Annotated in this window: 21 protein-coding genes and 1 pseudogene; 14 read left to right on the top strand and 8 right to left on the bottom strand. The window is 59.7% G+C overall.

The annotated features are described in order from the left end of the window. Positions 1-145 precede the first annotated feature (145 nt). The 3 genes from F8N85_RS24280 to F8N85_RS24270 all read left to right on the top strand — a co-directional run bounded on the left by F8N85_RS24280 (position 146) and on the right by F8N85_RS24270 (position 4,747). A complete protein-coding gene (locus F8N85_RS24280) occupies positions 146-1,213 on the top strand; it encodes a helix-turn-helix transcriptional regulator (RefSeq protein ID WP_150806053.1) in 1,068 nt (355 codons plus the stop codon). Positions 1,214-1,320: 107 nt separating this feature from the next. Further along, entirely contained in the window at positions 1,321-3,180 is a 1,860-nt protein-coding gene (locus F8N85_RS24275) for an amidohydrolase (protein WP_150806052.1), read from the top strand. A 163-nt stretch (positions 3,181-3,343) separates the two neighbouring features. Further along, positions 3,344-4,747, top strand: a complete 1,404-nt coding sequence (locus tag F8N85_RS24270) for a purine-cytosine permease family protein (protein WP_150806051.1) — start codon at positions 3,344-3,346, stop codon at positions 4,745-4,747. Between the two features lie 55 nt (positions 4,748-4,802). Here F8N85_RS24270 and F8N85_RS24265 read toward each other — a convergent pair whose 3' ends face one another. After that, positions 4,803-5,744, bottom strand: a complete 942-nt coding sequence (locus tag F8N85_RS24265; RefSeq protein WP_150806050.1) for a class I SAM-dependent methyltransferase — start codon at positions 5,742-5,744, stop codon at positions 4,803-4,805. A 250-nt stretch (positions 5,745-5,994) separates the two neighbouring features. On the opposite strand from F8N85_RS24265, the gene F8N85_RS24260 reads away from it, so the two are divergent. Continuing rightward, positions 5,995-6,363, top strand: coding sequence for a DUF427 domain-containing protein (locus F8N85_RS24260; RefSeq protein WP_150806049.1), 369 nt, complete (start codon positions 5,995-5,997; stop codon positions 6,361-6,363). A 99-nt stretch (positions 6,364-6,462) separates the two neighbouring features. Here the strand turns inward: F8N85_RS24260 and F8N85_RS24255 are convergent, their stop codons facing one another. Beyond that, positions 6,463-7,143, bottom strand: a complete 681-nt coding sequence (locus F8N85_RS24255; protein WP_150806048.1) for a type 1 glutamine amidotransferase domain-containing protein — start codon at positions 7,141-7,143, stop codon at positions 6,463-6,465. 314 nt (positions 7,144-7,457) lie between these two features. On the opposite strand from F8N85_RS24255, the gene F8N85_RS24250 reads away from it, so the two are divergent. Continuing rightward, positions 7,458-7,811, top strand: coding sequence for a DUF1428 domain-containing protein (locus F8N85_RS24250; RefSeq protein ID WP_150806047.1), 354 nt, complete (start codon positions 7,458-7,460; stop codon positions 7,809-7,811). 54 nt (positions 7,812-7,865) lie between these two features. Here F8N85_RS24250 and F8N85_RS24245 read toward each other — a convergent pair whose 3' ends face one another. Next, a complete protein-coding gene (locus F8N85_RS24245; protein WP_150806046.1) occupies positions 7,866-8,408 on the bottom strand; it encodes a cytochrome b in 543 nt (180 codons plus the stop codon). A gap of 165 nt (positions 8,409-8,573) precedes the next feature. Between F8N85_RS24245 and F8N85_RS24240 the strand changes: the two genes are divergently transcribed. The 8 genes and pseudogenes from F8N85_RS24240 to F8N85_RS35130 form a co-directional block, all read left to right on the top strand. Next, positions 8,574-9,251, top strand: a complete 678-nt coding sequence (locus F8N85_RS24240) for a thermostable hemolysin (protein WP_150806045.1) — start codon at positions 8,574-8,576, stop codon at positions 9,249-9,251. Continuing rightward, positions 9,241-10,722: an AMP-binding protein gene (locus F8N85_RS24235; protein WP_150806044.1), complete on the top strand. Its 1,482-nt coding sequence runs from the start codon at positions 9,241-9,243 to the stop codon at positions 10,720-10,722. The genes F8N85_RS24240 and F8N85_RS24235 overlap by 11 nt, the downstream gene beginning before the upstream one ends. Further along, on the top strand, positions 10,719-11,411 hold the full coding sequence (locus F8N85_RS24230; protein ID WP_150806043.1) for a TenA family transcriptional regulator: 693 nt from the start codon (positions 10,719-10,721) through the stop codon (positions 11,409-11,411). The genes F8N85_RS24235 and F8N85_RS24230 overlap by 4 nt, the downstream gene beginning before the upstream one ends. Then, complete coding sequence (locus F8N85_RS24225; RefSeq protein WP_150806042.1) at positions 11,398-12,207, top strand: SDR family oxidoreductase; 810 nt, start codon at positions 11,398-11,400, stop codon at positions 12,205-12,207. Before F8N85_RS24230 ends, F8N85_RS24225 begins: the two co-directional genes overlap by 14 nt. After that, positions 12,204-12,848 (top strand): tetratricopeptide repeat protein, encoded by a 645-nt coding sequence (locus F8N85_RS24220; protein ID WP_150806041.1) that lies wholly within the window; start codon positions 12,204-12,206, stop codon positions 12,846-12,848. The genes F8N85_RS24225 and F8N85_RS24220 overlap by 4 nt, the downstream gene beginning before the upstream one ends. An 11-nt stretch (positions 12,849-12,859) precedes the next feature. Then, positions 12,860-13,522 carry a response regulator gene (locus F8N85_RS24215; RefSeq protein WP_150806040.1) on the top strand — a complete coding sequence of 221 codons (663 nt, stop codon included), beginning with the start codon at positions 12,860-12,862 and terminating at the stop codon, positions 13,520-13,522. Further along, positions 13,519-14,886, top strand: a complete 1,368-nt coding sequence (locus tag F8N85_RS24210; protein ID WP_150806039.1) for a sensor histidine kinase — start codon at positions 13,519-13,521, stop codon at positions 14,884-14,886. Before F8N85_RS24215 ends, F8N85_RS24210 begins: the two co-directional genes overlap by 4 nt. 123 nt (positions 14,887-15,009) lie before the next feature. Next, positions 15,010-15,090: pseudogene (locus F8N85_RS35130) on the top strand (GNAT family N-acetyltransferase); the annotation flags it as partial. Positions 15,091-15,190: 100 nt separating this feature from the next. Here F8N85_RS35130 and F8N85_RS24200 read toward each other — a convergent pair. Further along, positions 15,191-15,583 carry a VOC family protein gene (locus F8N85_RS24200; protein WP_150806038.1) on the bottom strand — a complete coding sequence of 131 codons (393 nt, stop codon included), beginning with the start codon at positions 15,581-15,583 and terminating at the stop codon, positions 15,191-15,193. A 177-nt stretch (positions 15,584-15,760) separates the two neighbouring features. On the opposite strand from F8N85_RS24200, the gene F8N85_RS24195 reads away from it, so the two are divergent. Next, positions 15,761-16,483 carry a GNAT family N-acetyltransferase gene (locus F8N85_RS24195; protein WP_150806037.1) on the top strand — a complete coding sequence of 241 codons (723 nt, stop codon included), beginning with the start codon at positions 15,761-15,763 and terminating at the stop codon, positions 16,481-16,483. 35 nt (positions 16,484-16,518) lie between these two features. Here the strand turns inward: F8N85_RS24195 and F8N85_RS24190 are convergent, their stop codons facing one another. The 4 genes from F8N85_RS24190 to F8N85_RS24175 all read right to left on the bottom strand — a co-directional run bounded on the left by F8N85_RS24190 (position 16,519) and on the right by F8N85_RS24175 (position 20,398). After that, positions 16,519-16,977 (bottom strand): GNAT family N-acetyltransferase, encoded by a 459-nt coding sequence (locus tag F8N85_RS24190; RefSeq protein ID WP_150806036.1) that lies wholly within the window; start codon positions 16,975-16,977, stop codon positions 16,519-16,521. Positions 16,978-17,084: 107 nt separating this feature from the next. Next, positions 17,085-18,182 (bottom strand): M48 family metalloprotease, encoded by a 1,098-nt coding sequence (locus F8N85_RS24185; protein WP_191636249.1) that lies wholly within the window; start codon positions 18,180-18,182, stop codon positions 17,085-17,087. Positions 18,183-18,210: 28 nt separating this feature from the next. After that, a complete protein-coding gene (locus F8N85_RS24180) occupies positions 18,211-18,660 on the bottom strand; it encodes a hypothetical protein (RefSeq protein WP_150806034.1) in 450 nt (149 codons plus the stop codon). Positions 18,661-18,673: 13 nt separating this feature from the next. Continuing rightward, positions 18,674-20,398, bottom strand: a complete 1,725-nt coding sequence (locus tag F8N85_RS24175) for a CHASE2 domain-containing protein (RefSeq protein WP_191636248.1) — start codon at positions 20,396-20,398, stop codon at positions 18,674-18,676. Between the last annotated feature and the right edge of the window lie 223 nt (positions 20,399-20,621).

The following is a 20,621-nucleotide window of genomic DNA, read 5'->3' as shown; positions in this document are numbered from 1 at the left end:
GGGGCCGACAGGCATAGGTGGGAAGGGGGCAATAGTGTCTGGATAACTGCCACTTCACCGATCAGCGCAATCGGGCTGGACGCGATTGCTCTGCTTATGGCATATGGCATCAAAATAATAAGCCATAGCTGTTGGAGTCAGAACGATGGAGGAGGGTGATGAGTACGGCGCCAGGCAGTCGATGGCAACGCTGAAAGCGTTCAACTCTTGCGTGTTGCACCTGGGTCGTCTTGCTCGTGCGCGCGGCGCATCCGAATTCATCCCGGACGGCCTGCAGGCATTTGGCGAACTGGTGCCCTTCGCTTCGGCATGGTGGGGCGAGATGTCCACGTCCGATGCCGGTGCGCCACCCCAAAGCTGGATGCACGGGCGAATCAATCTGCCGGAGTCGTTTGCCGCGGAATGGAGCAAGGGCGCGGGCAGCGACAGGTTCTCCCATGACACCTTGAGTCAACCCGGTGAGGTCGTGCGCGACAGCGGCTTCACCGACCCCGACGAGGAGGTCGACGCGTTCGCGCGGCGCCATGACCTTTACCACCTGATGTGCATCACCTTCGAGTTGCCCGAAAGCGGCTTGATGTTCTTCGTCTGTCTCTACCGTGGCAGTCATGCACCAGCGTTCAGCGAGAGCGAGGCCGGTTTGTTTTCTGCCTTCTGCGACCAGCTGCTGCAATTGTGGCGGTTTCAGATTCAGGACATGATCCGCTTCGACACGGGCAACGGGGCGACGGACTTCGGGATCGCGTGCATGGACGGCAGTCTGCTGTACGTGGGGGCAAGGCTGTGCGCGGCCATTCAGCGCGAGTTGCCCGGGTGGAGTGGTTCAATGCTTCCCTTTGGGGTGATCGCGCAACTGCAAAAGGCGCCCTGCGTGATGCGCCTGGGGCGCTGTGCACTGACACTGAGCCCGAGCGCGGAGCATGTCATCCTGTCACTCGAGGTGCAGTCGCGGGGGGCGGTGCTTGCACCACGCGAGCGGACGGTCGCCATGCTGTTCGCCGCCGGCCACTCCTACAAGGAGATCGCCAAAATCCTTGCATTGAGTCCTGCGACAGTGCGCACCTATCTGCGCAACTGCTACTTGCAGCTCGGCGTCAAGAGCAAGGTCGAACTCGGTTCAGTCCTGCGTTCGCCAACCGCGCTTGCGCAGGCCACGCGTCGCGATCAAGTGCGCCAACCCCCCACTAATTGCCTTACCCCTCCTCATTTGTAGAGGTCCGTACAACTCCTGCGCTCTATATCGTGTGCCCTGCATATCGCGGGGTTGCACGGCAGTCTGTTCGGGCCACTTCCAAAACTATAAAAATAGAGGTGAGGCATTTGAAATTTTCCAGGCTATTTATCGCCGTTGCCACGACAACGGCATTTTCCTGCATGGCGCTGGTGGGGTGTCAGACGTCCGCTTCGACTCCCGCCGACATGGTGATGCGCAACGGCTATGTCTATACAGTCGATGGCAAGAATTCGGTGCAGCAGGCGATCGCCGTTAGCGGTGGGAAGATCGTTTATGTCGGCAGCGATGAAGGAGTGGCCTCGTACATCGGCACGCAGACTCAGCTGATCGATTTGGCGGGACGCATGTTGATGCCGGGCTTCGTCGATGCTCACATGCACCCGGGAGACGGCGGCCGCGCCATGACCTTGTGCGACCTGAAATACCAGACGATGACCCGCAAGGTTTTCCAGGAAACCATTCAGGCGTGTCTGGATGCCGACAAGGGCCAGGGCCCCGATGTCTGGCTTGAAGTGGGCAGCTGGGACCGAATGGGCATGACCGGACTTGACGGCGATCCCGATAAATCGACGCTGGACGCGCTCAAGACCGATCGCCCGATTCAGGTCCGTTCTACTGACTTCCATACCGTACTGAGCAATTCTCGCGGCCTGGCGGTTGCCGGCATCAACAAGCACACGGCCAATCCAGGGGATGGCAAGTACGTGCGCGACAGCGCCGGCAACCCGACCGGCATCTGCGAAGACGGGGCTGCCGATGCCATGGCCGCCGTAGTGCCGCCAGCCAGCGACGCGGAAAAACTCAACCAGACCCGCGCGGCGCTCGACGCCATGCGCCAGCAAGGCATCACCAGCTTCTTCGATGCCTTGTCGGGGCCTGAAAATGGCAAAGCGTTTACCAGCCTGCAGCAGTCGGGCGAGCTGACCGCCCGGGCCTTGCTGGCAATCAAACTGGACCCTGCCGCCGCTGCTGCCGACCCGGCGAAAACCATCGCCGAGGCCAAGGCACTGGCCACTACCTACGACCAGGGTGAAGCCAAAGCTGCGCCGGGTGTGAGCATGCGCCACGTTAAATTGTTCATGGACGGCATCATCAACGCTCCGGCGGACACCGGGGCAATGTTGACGCCGTACCTGCGCAATGCCGGCACCGATACCGCGCCCAAGTGGACGCCTGGCAAGAATGCCGGTGAGTTGTACTTCCCGCCGCAGGTGCTCAAGCCGCTGTTGTTGCAAGCGGTGCAGGCCGGCCTCGACCCGCACCTTCACGCCACCGGAGACCGAGCAGTGCGTGACTCACTGAACGGCATCGAATACGTGCGCCAGCAACTGCCTGGCAATGGTTTTCGCCCGGCCATTACTCACGCCGAGTCGGTGGACCCCGCCGACTATGCGCGCTTCAAGGCGCTCGACGTGACCGCCAACATGTCCTTCCAGTGGGCTCAGCAGGCGCCGTCGACGATCGATGGCACCAGCGATCATCTCGGTGCCGAACGTTTTGCCCGTATGGAGCCGTCGGGCAGCATCAGCCGTGCTGGCGGCCGCGTTGCGTACGGCAGCGACTGGCCGGTCGACCCGCTCGATGAATTCCTGGCGCTGAAGATTGGTGTCACTCGCTCAGGCGATCCGCTGAACCCGCACAGCTATGGCCCCAAGTATGCGGGCAGGCTGAATGCCGACCCGGCGCTGTCGCGTACTGACGTGTTGCGCGCCATCACCCTGAACGCCGCCGAGCAGCTGAAACTGGACGCCGTTGTCGGCTCGGTCGAAGTCGGCAAGTTCGCCGACCTGATCGTCCTGGACAAGAACTTCATGCAGGTTCCCGAGGATGAGTTAGGTCGAAATGATGTGCTGCTGACGGTGGTCGGTGGCAAGGTCGTGTGGGCCAAGGCGCCGTTCGAGGGTCTTGAGCAGCGGCCGGCTCGAGTAGCAGTGACTGGACAATAAAAAAACACCATTTGCCCCAATGCCACTGTAGGAGCGAGCTTGCTCGCGATGGACTCAAGGGCAGCGCGTTCATTCAGAAAGCCCGCGTTTTCGTTAACGTCCATCGCGAGCAAGCTCGCTCCTACACTGCCATGCGTCTGCCCATAAGAAGAGAAAAACAACAATGACCAAGGTCAGCGATAATCAGCGAAACCCCCTGATCGAGACGCGTTCGATCGATTACATTCCCGAGGCCGAGCGTCATGGCAGCCTCTACAGCCAGTTCACCCTGTGGCTCGGCGCCAACTTGCAGATCACCGCGATCGTCACCGGTGCCTTGGCCGTGGTGCTGGGCGGCGATGTGTTCTGGTCACTCATTGGCTTGCTGATCGGCCAGCTGCTCGGCGGTGCGGTAGTTGCCCTGCACGCTGCGCAAGGGCCGAAACTCGGGCTGCCGCAGATGATCTCCAGTCGCGTGCAGTTCGGCGTCTATGGGGCGGCCATCCCGATTGTGCTGGTGTGCCTGATGTATCTCGGCTTCAGCGCCACCGGCGCGGTACTGTCGGGGCAGGCCATTGCTCAGTTGATCGATGTCAGCGACAGCGCCGGTATCCTGATTTTCGCCTCCTGCATCGCGTTTCTGACCATCTTCGGGTATCGGGTCATCCACCTGGTCGGAAGGGTAGCCAGCGTGCTGGGGATCATTGCCTTCGCCTATCTGTTCACCCGGCTGATGACACTCAACGATATCGGGCTGTTGCTGGAAAACCGTCACTTCGGCTGGAGCACCTTCCTGCTGGCGGTGTCCCTTTCCGCGTCCTGGCAGATCGCCTTTGGCCCCTATGTGGCCGACTACTCACGCTACCTGCCGAGCAAGACCTCGTCCTGGAAGACGTTTGCGGCGGTCGGCCTGGGTACGGTGCTGGGCGCCCAGGCTTCCATGGTACTGGGGGTGTTCGCCGCAGCTTTGGCGGGCGCTAATTTCCGCGGTCACGAGGTGGCCACCATTGTCGGCTTGGGCAGTACCGGGGTGATGGCTTCCCTGCTGTACTTGAGCGTGGTGTTCGGCAAGGTCACGGTGTCCACCCTCAACGCCTATGGCAGCTTTATGTGCGTTGCCACCATTATCAGTGGCTTCCGTAGTCGCCTGGAGATATCCGCCGGGCAGCGCATGCTGTTTGTGCTGGGGATTGTCGCGGCGTCCACCACGCTCGCACTGCTGGGTCAGCACTCGTTTCTCACGACGTTCAAGTACTTCATTCTGTTTTTGCTGACGTTCTTCACACCCTGGAGCGCGATCAACCTTGTGGATTATTACTTCATCAACAAGGAGCGTTATGACATCCCGGCGTTGTCCGACCCGGCGGGTCGCTACGGCCGCTGGAACATGTTGGGGATCAGCGTGTATGTCATGGGGGTGTTGATCCAGCTGCCGTTTGTCGACACCAAGTTCTACTCCGGGCCGATGGTCGCGCAGCTCGGCGGCGTGGATATTTCCTGGATCGTGGGTCTGGTGGTGCCGGGTATCCTCTATTACCTGCTGGCCCGGACATCAGCCCTTGCCGTGTCGGTTGAACGCAGTTCATAGGCCTGACGAAGCGGACTTGGCAACTCCAACCTCCGCTTCTGGCTGAAAACAGCGGTCATTCACCTTGCTTGAACACCAATGCCTTCAAGCCGCTGTCAGCGTCGGCATCGGCAAATTCCGGCGGGTTTTCCAGGCGCTGTTCAAAGCGCAGGCTCGGGGCTTCGCGGGTGACGCCGTCGATGAGGAAATCCGGGCCTATGGCCGGGTCGTTCATACAGGCCAGTACGGAGCCCTGGCTGCTGAGCAGTTCCGGCAGGCGGCGCAATACACGCTGGTAGTCCTTGGTCAGCAGAAAGCTGCCTTTCTGGAAGGACGGTGGGTCGATGATCACCAGGTCGTAAGGTCCGGTGTTGATCACCTTGCCCCAGGACTTGAACAGGTCGTGGCCGAGAAAACTCACCTTGCTCAGGTCGTGGCCGTTGAGCCGGTGATTGTCGCGCCCACGGCTCAGGGCCGCGCGGGACATGTCCAGATTGACCACATGCTCCGCGCCGCCGGCGATGGCGGCCACCGAAAACCCGCAGGTATAGGCGAACAGATTCAACACACGCTTGCCCTGGGCATTGGCCCGCACCCAATTGCGGCCGTAACGCATGTCGAGAAACAGGCCGTTGTTCTGTTTCTTGCCCAGGTCCACCCGATAACGCAGGCCGCCCTCGGTAAGTGTCCACTCCTCGATAGCCTCTCCCAACAGCCATTCGGTGGTGCTTTGCGGCAGGTAGCGGTGTTGCAGCAGTAACCTGTGAGCACCGGACGTATGCCACTCAGGTGACGCCGTGATCTCCATCAGCAACTGCTTCAATGCCTCCAGCTGGGCCTGCTCAGGCTCCTTGAACAGCGAGACCAGGACCACGCCCTGCATCCAGTCGACAGTCAGTTGTTCCAGCCCCGGCCAGCACCGGCCCCGACCATGGAACAGGCGACGGGTTTCTTCCGGGGCAGATGCCAGGGCCGTCAGCAAATGGTGATGCAGGGTGCAAAGGGCGTCAGGAGTCATCGGGCAAGGTCGGCAATTTGAAGGGGCGGCATTTTAAACACAATTGCAGTGCCAGAGCCCCTACAAGGGAAAAAGGAGGCAAGGGAGCTTGTCGGAACGCCGCATCGTCCCGTTCGGCTGCGAAGCCGTTGTGATTGCGAAACCTGGGTTATACCTGATAGATCGTAGTCTCAGGTTTCAGGGCTGCTGCGCATCCCGTCGTGGGCAATCCTTGCCTACAGGTCCATCACCGTCATGAGGAACGTATTCCATGAAAAGCTCAGGTCCCAGTCCTGTTATCACCATCGCCGAGCAGCCCGGCTGCCTGCTGGTGAAGTTTCACGGTATCCAGGTGGCCGCGTCCGCACGGGCGCTGGTGTTGCTTGAGACCAATTACCCTCCGGTGTACTACGTCCCGCGGGAGGACATCGAAGAAAAGTACTTCGCCCGCACCGATCACACCAGCTATTGCCCCTACAAGGGCGATGCCAGCTATTTCAGTCTGCAAGTCCCGGGGCATGAAGGCGCCAACGCGGTATGGAGTTATGAGGACCCCAAGGTGTCGGTGGAACAGATTCGCGGATACCTGGCGTTCTATCCCGATCAAGTGCAGTTCGAACTCCTCGACGCCGAGGTTTGATTGTCGTTTTTCAGGAGATAAAGAAGCTCCCCTTATCGGCAAAATCCAGAATGTCCTTCAACTCACCTGGACACTCTGGATTTCCCCTTGGTTGAAGGTCTATTTCAGGGCTGCCAGCACCAGGTCGGCGACAGAACCACCCGAAGCAGGGTTCTGGCCAGTGACCACCCGTTCATCGGCAATCGCAAACGGAACCCAGGGATCGTCGGCCTTTTTGTACACGCCGCCACGGGCAACCAATTCATACTCGGTGAGGAAGGGCACGTGTTTATCCAGTTCGGCGATTTTTTCTTCCTCGTTGGAAAAACCGGTGACCTGCTTGTCCTTGATCAGCAAGGATCCGTCAGACAGTTTGATGTTGAGTAAGCCCACGGCGCCGTGGCAAACCGAGGAAACCACGCCGCCACTTTCGTAGATTTTTCGGCTCACGGCCTGCAGTTCGGTGTTCCCGGGGAAATCCCACATTACGCCATGGCCACCGGCATAGTAGATAGCGACATAGTCATCGGCATTGACCTCGCTCGGCTTGAGCGTCGTGCCCAGTCGGTTCATGAACGCCTTGTCGTGATACCACTCCCAGTCGATCGGTTGCGCCATGGACAGGCTGTGGGGATCAATGGGGGTGTAGCCGCCCTGAGGGCTGACATAGTCGACCGCGTAACCGGCGGCCTGGACTTTATCGACAAAGTGTACCGCCTCGCCGAGCCACAAACCGGTCGCGCGGTGCAGGCTCGGGTATTTCTCGACGCTGGTCACTACCACCAGAATTTTCTTGCTCATGATTCCCTCCTGTTTGTTGCAGTGGGGTTACTGCCGCTATCCAACCGTGGTCAAGCTGTTGCTCAAGTTCTTTGGCAATAGCAGCCTTCATTGGTTGCAGCGCTGTAGTCCCCTGACGTCAGACGCTTCAGCATAGACATCAATCGTCGGATCATTCTGATTTAGCGGAAATGGCCGTCGGTCGGCTTGATCGATTTTTCATGTCGATATGACGTCTACCGGATCGACTAAAAGGCCGAACGAACTGCAATCGACGAAGCGATCCGCCCAAGTTCGATTGCAGCTTTTCACGCAACCCAGGCAGGAGATTGATCATGTCCTATGTCGATGGTTTTGTTGCCGCCGTGCCTACCGCCAACCGCGAAAAGTTCAAGCAGCATGCCGAGTCCGCTGCGGCGATCTTCAAAGAGTACGGCGCATTGAGTGTCGCCGAGTGCTGGGGCGACGACGTGCCCGAAGGCAAGCTGACCTCATTCCCGATGGCGGTGAAAGTCAAGGACGACGAAACCGTGGTCTTTTCGTGGATCATCTGGCCGTCCCGCCAGACGCGCGACGCGGGTATGCAGAAGGTCATGGCCGACCCCCGGATCCAACCGGACGTCAATCCCATGCCCTTCGATGGGCAGCGGATGATTTTCGGCGGCTTCGAGATGATCGTGAGCGCTTAGGCGTCGCACTCCGATCTCGTTCCACGTGGGAGGTGGAGCGAGATCGGGGCAAGGCTAGAGACGTTTGGGCAATATCCGCGCAAGGGCGTTATCGCCCACCCAGTAATGATGATAAAGCCCCGCGCCAGCATGTATTCCGATCAGCCAGTACCCGGCACTGCCCATCAACTCATGCCACTCTTTGAATTGCTTGGCCATTGCAGAATCCAGAGCAATCGGCGAGGGCAGGGAGAACCCGAACCAGGGAACCGGTTTACCCGCTGCACTGAGCATCAACCAAGCCAGTATCGGTGTGACGATCATCAGCACGTACAGCGCCAGGTGGGTCAGGCGTGCCAGTGCGGTCTGCCAGGCAGGTGGTTGCGGCAAGATCGGCGGGCGTTGTTTCAAACGGCCCAGCAAGCGGACCCAGACCAAGGCAAAAATCGCCATGCCGAACAGGGCATGGGCACCCAGCAGTGGAGCCTTCAATGCATGGCCTCGCGGTAGCAGTCCTTTGATCTCAATACAGCCGTAGACGCCGACAAACAGCGCCAGCATCAGCCAGTGCAGGGTAATTGATAGTCTTGCATAGCGCGGCAATAAATCGGGATTCATGAATGGACCTCGTGGGTGTCTCGGCTTGTGGTCTGCGACACCTTGGCTTGGCAGACTTAAGACAATCTGAAGACCGCTCATCCCTCATCCAGATACACCTTCAGATTCCGTTAAGAATCGCCACAGATACTCCACCCACGATTATTCATGGGAGGAGTTCTTCCAATGCCCGGTTTCGACTGGAACATCCGCTTACCCCTGCGTTTCGGCAATGCCGAGACACCCGCCATGAGCCTGCTCAGGGCATTGCCCGATGATGAGTCGCGTCCGGTATTCGAAACCTTTGTTCAGCAGCGATTTCGCCAGGCCCATGGCGCCGAGATACGCCATTTCATGCCTGAACTGTTCGGGCTCAACAACGCAGCGGGCAGGCTCAATGCGGTGGCCGGTGTGCGGTTGGCCAGCGCTGGGCCAATGTTTCTCGAGCGCTACCTGGACGATCCTATCGAACCGCAGATCTGTGCGGCTGCAGATCGCCCGGTTGACCGTGCGGGCATTGTCGAGGTTGGCAATCTTGCCGCCATCGATACCGGCAGCGCTCGCCTGAGCATCGTCGCCATGACCTATGTGCTGGCGATGGGGGGGCTTGAGTGGGTGGCGTTCACCGGCAGCATCGGTTTGCTCAACAGCTTCCATCGCCTGGGATTGCGCCCCGTGACGTTGTGCGTCGCCGATCCACAGCGCCTGGGAGAGGATCGACACGCCTGGGGCAGTTACTACGAGAGTCGGCCGTCCGTGCATGTGGGCAATATTCGCGCCGGCTTCATTCACTTGCGCAACATGGGGATGTTCAACCGCCTCGGTTTGCCGTCGTCGATCGAGGAAACCAGTCATGTCGCCTGAAGTGCTGCGATTCCAACAAGCATTGCGCAAGCATGCCGAACAAAAGACCAATGCCCTGGCAATATGGGGTGATAAATTGCAGCTGGACTACGCCACGCTGTATGCCGAAGTGGTCTATCGGCAGCAGCGGCTGCGCGATGAACGGGTGGGTGTTGTCGCGCTGATACTGGAGAACGGTGCGGACGCCATGCTCTGGGATCTTGCGGTGCTGTTCGAAGGGCTGACCTGTCTGACGTTGCCGGGTTTCTTCAGTCCTGCCCAGCGTCGTTACTGTCTGGAGCAAAGCCAGGCGCAGCTGGTCATCGCCGGGGATGATCTGGCCCCGGAACTGGAACGCGCCGGTTATGTAAAGAGCGGCGAATTCTGGCGTCGGACTTTCACCGGCCCCAAGCGCCTACCCGAGGGCACGGCAAAGCTCACCTTTACTTCCGGTACCACCGGCACCCCGAAAGGCGTCTGCCTGAGTGCCGACAGCTTGCTGACGGTTGCTCGCGAACTGGATCAAGCCAGCCGGCCGAACGACACGCGCCATCACTTGGCGTTACTGCCGATAGCGATCCTGCTGGAAAACCTCGGTTGTTACGCCGCGCTGTATGCCGGCGCCATTTTGAGCCTGCCGAGCCAGCGAACACTGGGGATTCAAGGTGCAAGCGGGGTGGATATCCCGAAACTGCTCGGCTGCCTGGCCCAGCGCAAACCTGAAAGCCTGATTCTGGTGCCGCAATTGTTGCTGCTGCTGGTCAGCGCCGCCGAGCAAAAAGCCTTCAACACCTCGACATTGCGCTTCGCCGCGGTGGGGGGCGCCCGGGTCTCGCTGGAGCTGCTGCAACGGGCACAACGTCTTGGTTTGCCGGTTTACGAGGGCTATGGCTTGTCCGAATGCGCCTCGGTGGTGTGTCTCAACCGTCCAGGTGCGCTGCGCCCCGGCAGCGTCGGCAAACCCTTGCCTCATGTGCAGATTCGTCTGGCCGAGGACGGCGAGGTACTGATCAGCGGTTCACCGATGCTGGGGTATCTGGGGGAAGCGCCTGAGTCCAGTGACTGGTGGCACAGCGGTGATCTGGGTGAGTTCGATGCCGAAGGTTTTCTCTATCTCAAAGGCCGCAAGAAGCACCAGTTTGTCACCAGTTTTGGCCGCAATGTGAACCCCGAATGGGTCGAGGCTGAATTGACCCAGCGCAGCCACATCGCCCAGGCGTTCGTCTACGGTGAAGCGCTACCGAGTAACCATGCGTTGCTGTGGCCACACAACGCGCAGTGCACCGACAGCGAGCTCGGTGCCGCCGTGGCCCAGGTCAATCAGGCGCTGCCGGATTATGCCCGGGTTCACCATTGGACCCGTCTCGATCAACCCTTTACGCCAGCCAACGGCTTGCTCACTGCTAACGGCCGTCCTCGTCGCGAAGCCATTGTCGAACACTACCGACAATGCCTCACCTCATCTGTCTCTTCTGAGGAATTCACGTCATGAGTTTTTTTGACACGCTGCAAGAAGCCACCCAACAAGAACGTCACACGCTGTTCAACCTGCCCATCATTCGCGATGCCCTTACGGGGAAAGTCAGCCTGGAAAGTTATCGGGCCTTTCTGATGCAGGCCTATTACCACGTCCGTCACACCGTCCCGCTGATGATGGCCTGTGGTGCGCGCCTGCCGGTTCGCCTCGAATGGCTGCGCGGTGCGGTCTGCGAATACATCGAGGAAGAGTACGGTCACGAACTATGGGTGCTCGATGACATCGCTGCCTGTGGCGGCGATAGGGAAGCAGTCGCCAGCGGTCGCCCGGGGCTGCCGATCGAGTTGATGGTCAGCTTTCTCTACGACCTGATTGCCCGGGATAACCCGGTGGGACTGTTCGGTATGGTGAATGTGCTGGAAGGCACCAGTATCGCGCTGGCAACCCATGCCGCCAAGAGCATTCGCGAGCGGCTTGAACTGCCTGAATCCGCCTTCAGTTACCTCAGTTCCCACGGTTCGCTGGATGTGGGACACATGCAAACCTATCGCCGTCTGATGAATCGTCTGGAGGATCCGGCCGATCAGGCCTCGGTCATTCACGCGTCCAAAGTCGTCTACAAACTTTACACCGAGATGTTCCGCGAGTTGCCCGGCGTGATAGCTGGGGCCGGAACCAGGGAGACCGCGCATGCGCCTCTCTGAAGTACGGGTCGTATTGACCGGGTCCAGTGGCGGGATCGGCCTGGCCATCACTGGTGTACTGTGTGCCCATGGCGCCTATGTGCTGGCGGTGTCACGGCATAGAGAGCCGCTGGAACCCTTGCTGGCCCGTTATCCCGACCAGCTTTGCTGGATCGCCGCGGACCTGACCTACATCACCGACCGACGTAAGGTCCTCGCCGCAGCCAAAGCCATCGGCGGCGTGAATATGCTGATCAACGCTGCTGGCACCAACCATTTCGCCATGCTTGAACAGTTGGAGGATGACGAAATCACCTCGATGCTGGCCTTGAACATCAGCGTGCCGATTTGTCTCACCCGTACGCTATTGCCGCTGCTCAAACAGGCGGACACCGCGATGGTGGTAAATGTCGGATCGATCTACGGCTCCATCGGCTACCCGGGTTATGCCAGTTACTGTGCGAGCAAGTTCGCCCTGCGCGGATTCTCCGAGGCGTTGCGCCGGGAACTGGCGGATACCCGGGTCGGCGTTCTGTATGTCGCCCCCCGGGCTACTCATACCGCGATGAACAGCCCCGCGGCACAGGCGTTGAACGACGCGTTGAAAGCCAGTGTCGACGACCCGCAAACCGTTGCCAACGCGGTGGTGCATGCCATTGCCGGGGATCATCGGGATCTTTACCTGGGCTGGCCTGAGCGCTTCTTCGTGCGCTTGAACAGTCTACTGCCCAATCTGGTGGACCGTGGCTTGCGCAAGCAACTGCCATTGATTCGCCGACTCAGCGACCAGCAAGAAAGCGAGAAGCCCAAACCATGAACAAGATGATTTTCTGCGTCTTTCTAGGCGTGTTAAGCGGCTCCGCATGGGCACTCGACAGTGCGGATCAACAGCGTCTTGCCCGCATCCAGCAAAACTGGGCGCACATCCAGTATGAGTTGCCAGCCGAACAGCGTACGGCAGCCTTTGAAAAACTCGCCGGGGAAGCGACAACCTTTACCCAGGCTCGTCAGAACGCCGCCGAAGCCTGGATCTGGTCCGGCATCGTCACCAGCAGTTGGGCGGGTGCGCAGGGCGGATTGGGCGCACTGAGCAAGGCCAAGGCTGCCCGTGTCGATTTCGAAAAGGCCCTGGCGCTGGACCCGCGTGCCCTGCAAGGCTCGGCCTATACCAGCCTGGCGGCGCTGTATGATCGAGTGCCTGGCTGGCCCATCGGCTTTGGTGACGCGGACAAAGCGGAGCAACTGTTGAAGCAAGCCTTGGCACTTAACCCCGATGGCATCGACAGTCTGTACTTCTGGGGTGACCATCTCTATCGTCAAGGTCGTTACGGCGAAGCCAAGGCGGCGTTGCTCAAAGCTCTGCAAGCGCCCGCCCGCCCAGGACGGGAAGTGGCCGATAGTGGTCGGCGCCAGGAGATCCAGGCGCTGCTCGTCGAAGTCGGCAAGAAACTTAACTGACAGGAGTGGTTGTGCGTCTATTGCTGATTGAAGATGACGTTGCTTTGGGTGAGGGCATTCATCAGGCTCTGAGTCGAGAGGGGTACACCGTCGACTGGCTGAAAGACGGCAGCAGCGCCTTGCACTCACTGCTCAGTGAAACCTTTGATGTGGCGGTACTCGACCTCGGTCTGCCACGCATGGACGGTCTTGAAGTATTGCGTCGCTTGCGCCAGAGCGGGTCGAACCTGCCGGTGCTGATTCTCACCGCCCGTGACGCCACCGAAGACCGTATTGCCGGCCTGGATGCCGGCGCCGATGATTACCTGGTCAAACCCTTCGACCTGGCTGAACTGAAAGCCCGGCTGCGGGCACTTTTGCGTCGCAGCGCCGGCCGCGCGCGGGTGTTGATCGAGCATGCCGGCATCAGTCTGGACCCCAGCACCCAGCAGGTGACTTATCACGACCAAACCGTGGCGCTGACCCCCAAGGAATACCAGCTACTCTACGAACTACTGTCTCCTCCGGGGCGGGTGATGACCCGTGAACGGTTGATGCAGCTGCTTTACGGGTGGAACGAAGAAGCGGAAAGCAACACTCTGGAGGTGCACATTCATCATCTGCGCAAGAAGTTTTCCGCGGACTTGATCCGCACCATTCGCGGTGTCGGCTACCTGGTGGAAGAACGCCGATGATGTCCATCAGGCGCCGGACACTGATATTGATCCTCGGGTTGTTGTTCGTCGGCCTGTTGATCATAAGCGTGTTCAACCTCCACGACAGCAAGCATGAAATTGATGAGGTCTATGATGCCCAACTGGCCCAGAACGCGCGTTTGTTGCAAGGCATCATGCGCATGCCGATGGCCAGCAAGGAACACACCGAGCTGTATCAGGCCTTCAATCAGGCGTTGAGCCTGGCGACCCCGAAAATCGACGGTCACCCCTATGAAAGCAAGATCGCTTTCCAGGTCTGGAATTCGCGAGGCGAGCTACTGGTTCACACCGCCAGTGCACCGTCCTTTACTTCCGCGCCGATCAAGCCGGGTTTCAGCGATGTAGTTGACCTGAAGAACCATACATGGCGGGCATTTGTTCTGGATGACAGCCAATACGGCCTGAAGGTCTGGGTCGGCGAACGCGATGATGTGCGAGCCGACCTGGTTGACCGCATTGTTCGCCACACACTGGTGCCCAATCTGATCGGTAGCCTGATTCTCGCCGCGGTGATCTGGCTGGCCATCGGTTGGGGCCTCAAGCCTTTGGCGAATATGGCTGCAATCTTGCGTGCCCGGCATTCGGGTTCCCTGGAACCGTTGCAACTGATGCCATTGCCCAGTGAGCTAGAACCCATGCAGGCAGCCCTCAACCGCATGCTGGTGCAAATCCGCGAGGTGCTGGGACGCGAGCGCCGCTTTATCGCCGATGCTGCCCATGAAATGCGCACACCTTTGGCGGTGCTCAGGGTCCATGCGCAGAACTTGCTGGAGGCAGGGACCGAGGAAGAACGCCGCGAATCGCTCGGGTATTTGATCGTCGGCGTGGACCGCACCAGTCGGCTGGTCAACCAGTTGCTCACCATGGCCCGCCTTGAACCGCAATCAGGTGCTCCGCAGCTGCAATACATTGACTTGGCGGCCACGGTTCGCGAAGGCCTGGTTCAGCTGACGCCCTGGCTATTGAGCAAAGGACTGGAACTGACTTTCGATGTCAGTGACGGGGTTTACCGGGTCAAAGCCGATTCAGCGGCCATCAACATTGCGCTGAACAATCTGGTGACCAATGCGGCGAACTTCTCTCCGGAACACGGAGTCATCACTGTGCGGCTGGCAAGTAACGAGGGACATTTCGAGCTGTCTGTCGACGATCAGGGGCCTGGCATCGACGAGGCCGAGCGTGATCGGCTTTTCGAGCGATTCTACAGCCGCGCAAATGACCAGGGTGCGGGTCTGGGGCTGACCATAGTACAGACCATCGCCACCCGCCTGGGCGGTCAGATCAGGTTGGAGAATCTACCTGGCGGGGGGCTACGCGCGACTCTGGAGATCAGTTTTTCATAGCGCCAGGGGTTGCATCGCCGTCCGGCATCAGTGCTTCGACGGATGATGATGGCCAGGTCCTGCGCGAACTCTTCGAGTCACGGACAAGCCTCAACCCTCGGAGTCAGAAAATCGACGCCCAAGATCAGCCACTTTGAAACCCAGTGCCCCGAGCACATTAACAGCCAGATTCTGCAGATGGTCGTCGACTATTTGACCGACATCGTATGCAGAAGGTCATGGCCGAGAGGTCAGACACGACCAGTGCCCCCGACCGTGTCATTGGCGAGCCTGAAGTGCCGTACTTCTGCGAAGGCTGATCGGTTTACCGTTGTATCGGTGTGCAGAGTTCGACCAGCGTCCCGTCCGGGCATCGAACGTAGGACACGGTTTGCCCCCAGGGTTTGGTGGTTGGGCTGGAAACCTCGCTGGCGCCGGCCTTGAGCGCTCTGGCATGAGCCGCTTGAACGTCCTCGGTGACCAGGCCGACTTCGATTCCGAGAGGTTTGGGGGAGGAGTGCGCCGAGACATGGCCGGTGCTGAAGTTCATCGCGGCCAGTTCATCGGCGGCGAATGCCAATGCCGTATCGCCCGTTTCGAGTTCGCCATAAGTTGCCGATTCATGGAGGAAACGAACGCCCAGCCCGAAGGCGGACGAGAAGAACTCGAGCGAGGCTGCAACGTCCGGGACGTAGATGATCATGTAGCCGAATTTCATGGGTAAACACTCCTTGTCGTGCCAGTTGAGCGGGGAATCTAGCACGTTGCTGCCGGGGAGGGCGATGGGCGAGCCGCGCCGTCCTCCGTGGTCAGTGCAAAGACGGGTTATGATGCCCCGCCCAGCGCTGACCGATGAAGTCACGGGCAAGCCTTAACCCTCGGAGTCAGAAGTTCGATGTTCACGATCACCCTGTTTGAAACCCCGCCCCCCGAGCCCGTCAAAAGCCAGATCCTGCAGATGGTTGTCGACTACCTCACCGACATCAGCATGGTGGCCATCGCGCCAAGCAATCCCCTCTACAACCTGTATCAATACGGTATCGGGTTCGAGGTTCATCTCTATCTGGACGCTATGGATGGTTCCAGAGGCATTCCAGTCGAACTGATCGTGGCCACGGATGCCCAGGACCCTTCCAGCGTTGTCGGCTTCTTGCTGTATCTGCCGGTGAAGGACGATCCCGAGGCCTGCTCAGTCGCCTATATGGCCGTGCGCGAAGGCCATCGACGGCAGGGTGTCGCGCGCGCGATGCTGCAGCAAATGCTGGGTCGATACCCTCATGCCGAGTTGGCCTGCGGCGTTGGCAAAGTGCCGTGTTTCGAGGCGCTGGGGTTTCAGGTTTTGGGGGCGCGTGGTCCTCAGGTGGTCATGAATACCCGCGACCATGGTACCGACGGCCTGTTGGCCGTGTTGGACGTGGCACCGATCTATAGCTCTGTGGAGGTGCGGCAGATTCATACTTATCTGCTTCAACAGCACGGGAAAAGAGCGATGGTGGAGGCCGAGAAGAAGCGTGACCGGCATCTCGACCAGATGACACGCCACGCGAAGGCGTTCGTGCTGGAACGTCTTGGCGAGGCCGCGTTGCAAAACACCGGGCGCGGACCACGCTTGCTCTAGGATGCGTTGAGTCTCTGGCGGCCAGGAGTCGTGCCTCACAGCTCCCGCGCCATCAACCACTGCTCTTCTCCCCAGGCTTCAAAGCGCTCCAGCACCTTCCACCCACGCTTTTCGTAGTAGCGACTCTGATCATGGGTGTGCAAGTACAACGTCGCAATGCCGCGCGCTTTTGCATGGGAACAGATTCCCTCGATCAGCTCCTGCGCCAACCCCCGGCCTCTTGCCGCCGGAGTGATGAACACGCAGGCAAGCCAGGGTCCCAGCTCTGGCCGATCGGGCAGGTCGGCCGTGGCCAGTGCGGCGCCTCCCAGTAGCTGGTCGTGTTCCAGGGCGATCAGGCATTTCCAGTGGCCATCATGTTGGCCGTCAGCGAACTCGCGTTGCCAATCGGCCAATGGCTGTTGGGCAAATTCATAGCTGAATTGCCGATGGAGCCATTCAGCCAGGGTGTCGCAGTGCTTCATGTGTTGCTCGAGCCAGTCCAGGCGGTGCATGGGGGAGTCCTTTCAGGAAGTCAGTGGCTGATGAAACAGCATCCATCCTCCGTAGGCAATCGCCGGGCAACGCCTCACCCCATGCTCGATCAGAATGGACCGGCTGTTCATTTGGCCGCGGTGGTGGTGCTGGTCACCTCCCGATAAATCGCTTGCAGGTTCTCCGTGCGTTCCCGGGTATTGGGGTGGCGCATCACCGGCGAATTGACGATGTCATGCACGCTTTCGGCCAGCGCCTCGGCATCGTTCTGTGGGGCGGGGGTGGGGGAAGAGGGTTCCATCTTCGGCAGGTCGACCTCGAAGGCGTTGATCGATACGGCCAGTTCCTGACGGTTGGGGTAGACGTGGCTGAGCATCCTGACTGCACAGGAGTCGGCCTGCAGTTCCTGGTCCACGTGATGCTTGGTGAAATGGCCTTTTTCCAGTTTGACCCGGTCAACCACCACGGATGGGTTGCTCTTGGCGGCTTCCAGGGTATCGATCAGTTCCTTTTTCACCGTGAACGAGTCCACCACCATACTTTGCATCTCCTTGGTTTCGTGACGCTGCAGTACGTGGGCCACCTCGTGGGCCAAGGCGAAATAGGCCTTGGGCAGGTGTTGGGGGCTGTCGACCAGGCCTTGGTCGAGATACAGGTAGCCACCGGGCAGGGCGAGGGCGTTGCGGTTGGAGGTTTTCAGGATGAACAGCTTGAACCGGTAGTCGTAAGGTTCGTCGATGCTGGCGAGGATCTCGTGCAGCATTTTGTCCGCGATCGGGTAGTACTTGCGGCCGAGCTTGCTGTCGCGCGCCAGAATGTCCGTGCGTGCGTTGTGCTGGCGCTCGGCATAGAGTTCCTCGGCGGTCATCGGCATCCAGTTGAGCTGCTTGGCGGCCAGCTTGGTCGAGGCCGAGAGCTTGTCGCCGGTGGCCGGGGCAGGCGCCTTGCCCAGCAGATTGCTGAGCTTGCCGGGCAAGTCCTTGATGCCTTCCTTCATGCTGAACATCGCGACCGAGGCAAAGTTGTCGGTCAGCCGGTAGGGCTGGACCAGCTCCGGGCAGTTCTTGTCGAGCACCACCGACGCCCTGGGCGAGAGGGTGGTGATCTGTTTCACCTTGACCTCACCCTTGCCGGCGTCGAACGGGTTGGATAGCTGCGATGCGCTGCAGGCGGCCAGCAGGGCAGCCAGCGTGACTGTCCCAAGAATTGATGTGCGCGATTTCATGAGGCCTCCGCTGGCAGGCGCCAGCCTGTCATTTGAGTTGCTGTTGGAGTTGGCGGATGCGCAGATCCCTGGCGCCGTAGTAACCCTCTTCATCGAGCGTCGCGGCTTCGTAGAGCAATCGCTGGTTGGCGTCCTGGACGTTTTTTCTGATCTGCTCCAGGCGCCTTTTCACCAGGGGCTCGCTCTGGGCTTCGGCGAGGTTGGCCTGGGCTTCCTGGAGGTTGAATGGGCGGTCTTCCTCCAGCTTGCGCCCACCGGCTTTGTGGGTGTTCACCACGCTGTCGAGGACCGATTCCAGCGAGCCACATTCGACGGGTTCCGATTTGTTACCCATGATCGCGCTCACCAGATTGCCCAAGGTACTGCCCTTGGCCTTGAGGTTTAGCGCTTGCAGCCCCTTGCAGTCCTGAGCGAAAGCGCTGGTACCGCACAGCACAAGCAGTGTGACCGCACACAGATGGAGGGTGGTTCGTTTCATCGTCAGGCTCCTTTTAGTGATGGCGGAAGATCAGAGACAGAGCAAAACCCAGCAGGGCGAAAAGCGCCAGGCGACGCACTAGCAGGAACAGTGCGGCGCCTAAATCGCAGTTTCCGATATGCCGTGCAACGTCGCCGATGATGAAGCGCGAGCATCGGTCGCAAAGGTTGCGAGGGTGCTCCGGGCGCTGTCGCATCTCTTCTGCCGCGATGGCCTCGTCGAATTGGGCTGGGCCATTCTCGTGGGCCGTCTTCAACTTCCCGACCAACATCTCGCGCTGGTGGTCTCCTTCCTTCACGGCTTCGTGCACGGCACCGACGAAGAAACTCTCGATCAACATCCCGAGCGCGATGGGGATAGGCGATAGCCATGAGTTGCTCGTGCTCAGCAGACAAAGAGAAAAGGCGGTGGTCACCATGACCAGAGCCATCAGCAAAAGACCCAGGATCCACACAAAAATCGTGGAGAACTGGCGTTTCGGGGGGGAGGGGCTGAAACGCATCGCGAAGTAGTGCCGCCAGCAAAAACTGATGACCCCGCCGAAGAGCACGGCGATGCCAATCTCCAGGCCGAAGCTACGCAGATGACTGAATAATGTCGCCGGTTCCACCAGGGACATATAGGCCGCCGCATGCACCTCGACGCCGTACATGGTGCCGAGAGGGGTCAGGTAGGTGTCATCCTCGCCGTAGCTGCCACCGAAGAACACCACCGGCAGCTGCCAGGGTGGGGGGAGTCCCGGCCACTCGGAAAACAGCTCGCGTTGTGTTGACAGTTTATAGGTCGACACCGGACGCAGTCCCATAACGTATTGCTTGGGATTGATCAGAAACTCCTTGGATTGTTTTTTTTCCTGCTCGCCCCGGCAAGGGTTGGTGCTAGCGTTCGTGAGTTTCTTCACGGCGACTGCCGTGTCTGAGGGGACTTCCCTGTCTACGGCGATTGCCGCGTCCAAGGCGACTGCTGCGAGCTTTTTCTCCTCGCATTCGATTTTAGTCACCAGGCCATAACGGATAGGCAGGTTCGGATCACCGAAGGCGATTTTTGCGTCCTCCATGGTTTCGCGCCAGGCCTGGATTATGTCCGAGGCGAGGGGGTCATTCACGGGAAGCGGGGCCATCAACACCGTCTTGGTCCTGCTCTGGCCATTTATGAGCAGCTCATTCAGCTTATTCTGACAAAAGACGTCGCCGCGGCCGGGCGACAGGTCCAGGTCGATGACCAGCAGTCTGGGCGGTATGGGGAGGTCGTAAAGGAACTTGAGGTCGTCCCGCAGTTGGCAGCGATCCAGCGGTGAACGTTCATGGTAGTTAGTTTCGTAGCTCGACTGGTCGATGAGCACAACCGCAACGCTGGGTTTTTTGGCTCCACTGGACAAGGCTTCTACCGCGCTGAGATTGCCGATGCCGATAAAGGCATAACTGTCGATGGCATCGAGCAGGTGAAAGTGGAGATGGCCGATGGTCACCAGCGAGGCGACAACCAGGGCTCCGGGCAAATGGTGCAGGAGGCCCGCAATCCCATCGCCCAGCGCACGCGGAAGAGCGATGATCCAGCACCGAAGCTTATGTGGAAGAGCGATGATCCAGCACCGAAGCTTATGTGGAAGGGCGAGGATCCAGCACCGAAGCTTATGCGGTAGGGCGAGGATCCAGCGCCGCAGCGCACGCGGGCGGGCGAGGATGCAACGCCGAAGCGTCCGCAGCCTTGAGTCGGTTGACTGAAATGCCTTTGGCATTTCCTGGCTCCATACCCAGTAACGCGCTGGCCCAGGGGGTTGCCTGGGAACCCTGGCAGGGCCGGGCCGCTGCCGTCTGTGCGCCACTGCCTGGGCCATGGGGGCACCGGCAAGGGGGGAGGGTGTCCAGAGATGGCGAGACGCTATCTGTGAAATCTAGCAGTTATCGAAGGGCTCACAAGTGTAGCTCATCGGCGCCGAAGGCTTCAGGTCGCGGGTGTCA

It is taken from the genome of Pseudomonas fluorescens (genome assembly GCF_902497875.1).
Taxonomy (GTDB): domain Bacteria; phylum Pseudomonadota; class Gammaproteobacteria; order Pseudomonadales; family Pseudomonadaceae; genus Aquipseudomonas; species Aquipseudomonas fluorescens_BR.
The sequence above is the reverse complement of the archived record's forward strand: the minus strand, read 5'-3'. Positions and strand labels throughout refer to the sequence as shown.

Coding starts and splice junctions, on each gene's coding strand:
- F8N85_RS24280 (WP_150806053.1), top strand. CDS start 146: ATGGAGGAGGGTGATGAGTACGGCGCCAGGCAGTCGATGGCAACGCTG.
- F8N85_RS24270 (WP_150806051.1), top strand. CDS start 3,344: ATGACCAAGGTCAGCGATAATCAGCGAAACCCCCTGATCGAGACGCGT.
- F8N85_RS24265 (WP_150806050.1), bottom strand. CDS start 5,744: ATGACTCCTGACGCCCTTTGCACCCTGCATCACCATTTGCTGACGGCC.
- F8N85_RS24260 (WP_150806049.1), top strand. CDS start 5,995: ATGAAAAGCTCAGGTCCCAGTCCTGTTATCACCATCGCCGAGCAGCCC.
- F8N85_RS24255 (WP_150806048.1), bottom strand. CDS start 7,143: ATGAGCAAGAAAATTCTGGTGGTAGTGACCAGCGTCGAGAAATACCCG.
- F8N85_RS24250 (WP_150806047.1), top strand. CDS start 7,458: ATGTCCTATGTCGATGGTTTTGTTGCCGCCGTGCCTACCGCCAACCGC.
- F8N85_RS24245 (WP_150806046.1), bottom strand. CDS start 8,408: ATGAATCCCGATTTATTGCCGCGCTATGCAAGACTATCAATTACCCTG.
- F8N85_RS24240 (WP_150806045.1), top strand. CDS start 8,574: ATGCCCGGTTTCGACTGGAACATCCGCTTACCCCTGCGTTTCGGCAAT.
- F8N85_RS24235 (WP_150806044.1), top strand. CDS start 9,241: ATGTCGCCTGAAGTGCTGCGATTCCAACAAGCATTGCGCAAGCATGCC.
- F8N85_RS24230 (WP_150806043.1), top strand. CDS start 10,719: ATGAGTTTTTTTGACACGCTGCAAGAAGCCACCCAACAAGAACGTCAC.
- F8N85_RS24225 (WP_150806042.1), top strand. CDS start 11,398: ATGCGCCTCTCTGAAGTACGGGTCGTATTGACCGGGTCCAGTGGCGGG.
- F8N85_RS24220 (WP_150806041.1), top strand. CDS start 12,204: ATGAACAAGATGATTTTCTGCGTCTTTCTAGGCGTGTTAAGCGGCTCC.
- F8N85_RS24210 (WP_150806039.1), top strand. CDS start 13,519: ATGATGTCCATCAGGCGCCGGACACTGATATTGATCCTCGGGTTGTTG.
- F8N85_RS24200 (WP_150806038.1), bottom strand. CDS start 15,583: ATGAAATTCGGCTACATGATCATCTACGTCCCGGACGTTGCAGCCTCG.
- F8N85_RS24195 (WP_150806037.1), top strand. CDS start 15,761: ATGTTCACGATCACCCTGTTTGAAACCCCGCCCCCCGAGCCCGTCAAA.
- F8N85_RS24190 (WP_150806036.1), bottom strand. CDS start 16,977: ATGCACCGCCTGGACTGGCTCGAGCAACACATGAAGCACTGCGACACC.
- F8N85_RS24185 (WP_191636249.1), bottom strand. CDS start 18,182: ATGAAATCGCGCACATCAATTCTTGGGACAGTCACGCTGGCTGCCCTG.
- F8N85_RS24180 (WP_150806034.1), bottom strand. CDS start 18,660: ATGAAACGAACCACCCTCCATCTGTGTGCGGTCACACTGCTTGTGCTG.
- F8N85_RS24175 (WP_191636248.1), bottom strand. CDS start 20,398: ATGCCAAAGGCATTTCAGTCAACCGACTCAAGGCTGCGGACGCTTCGG.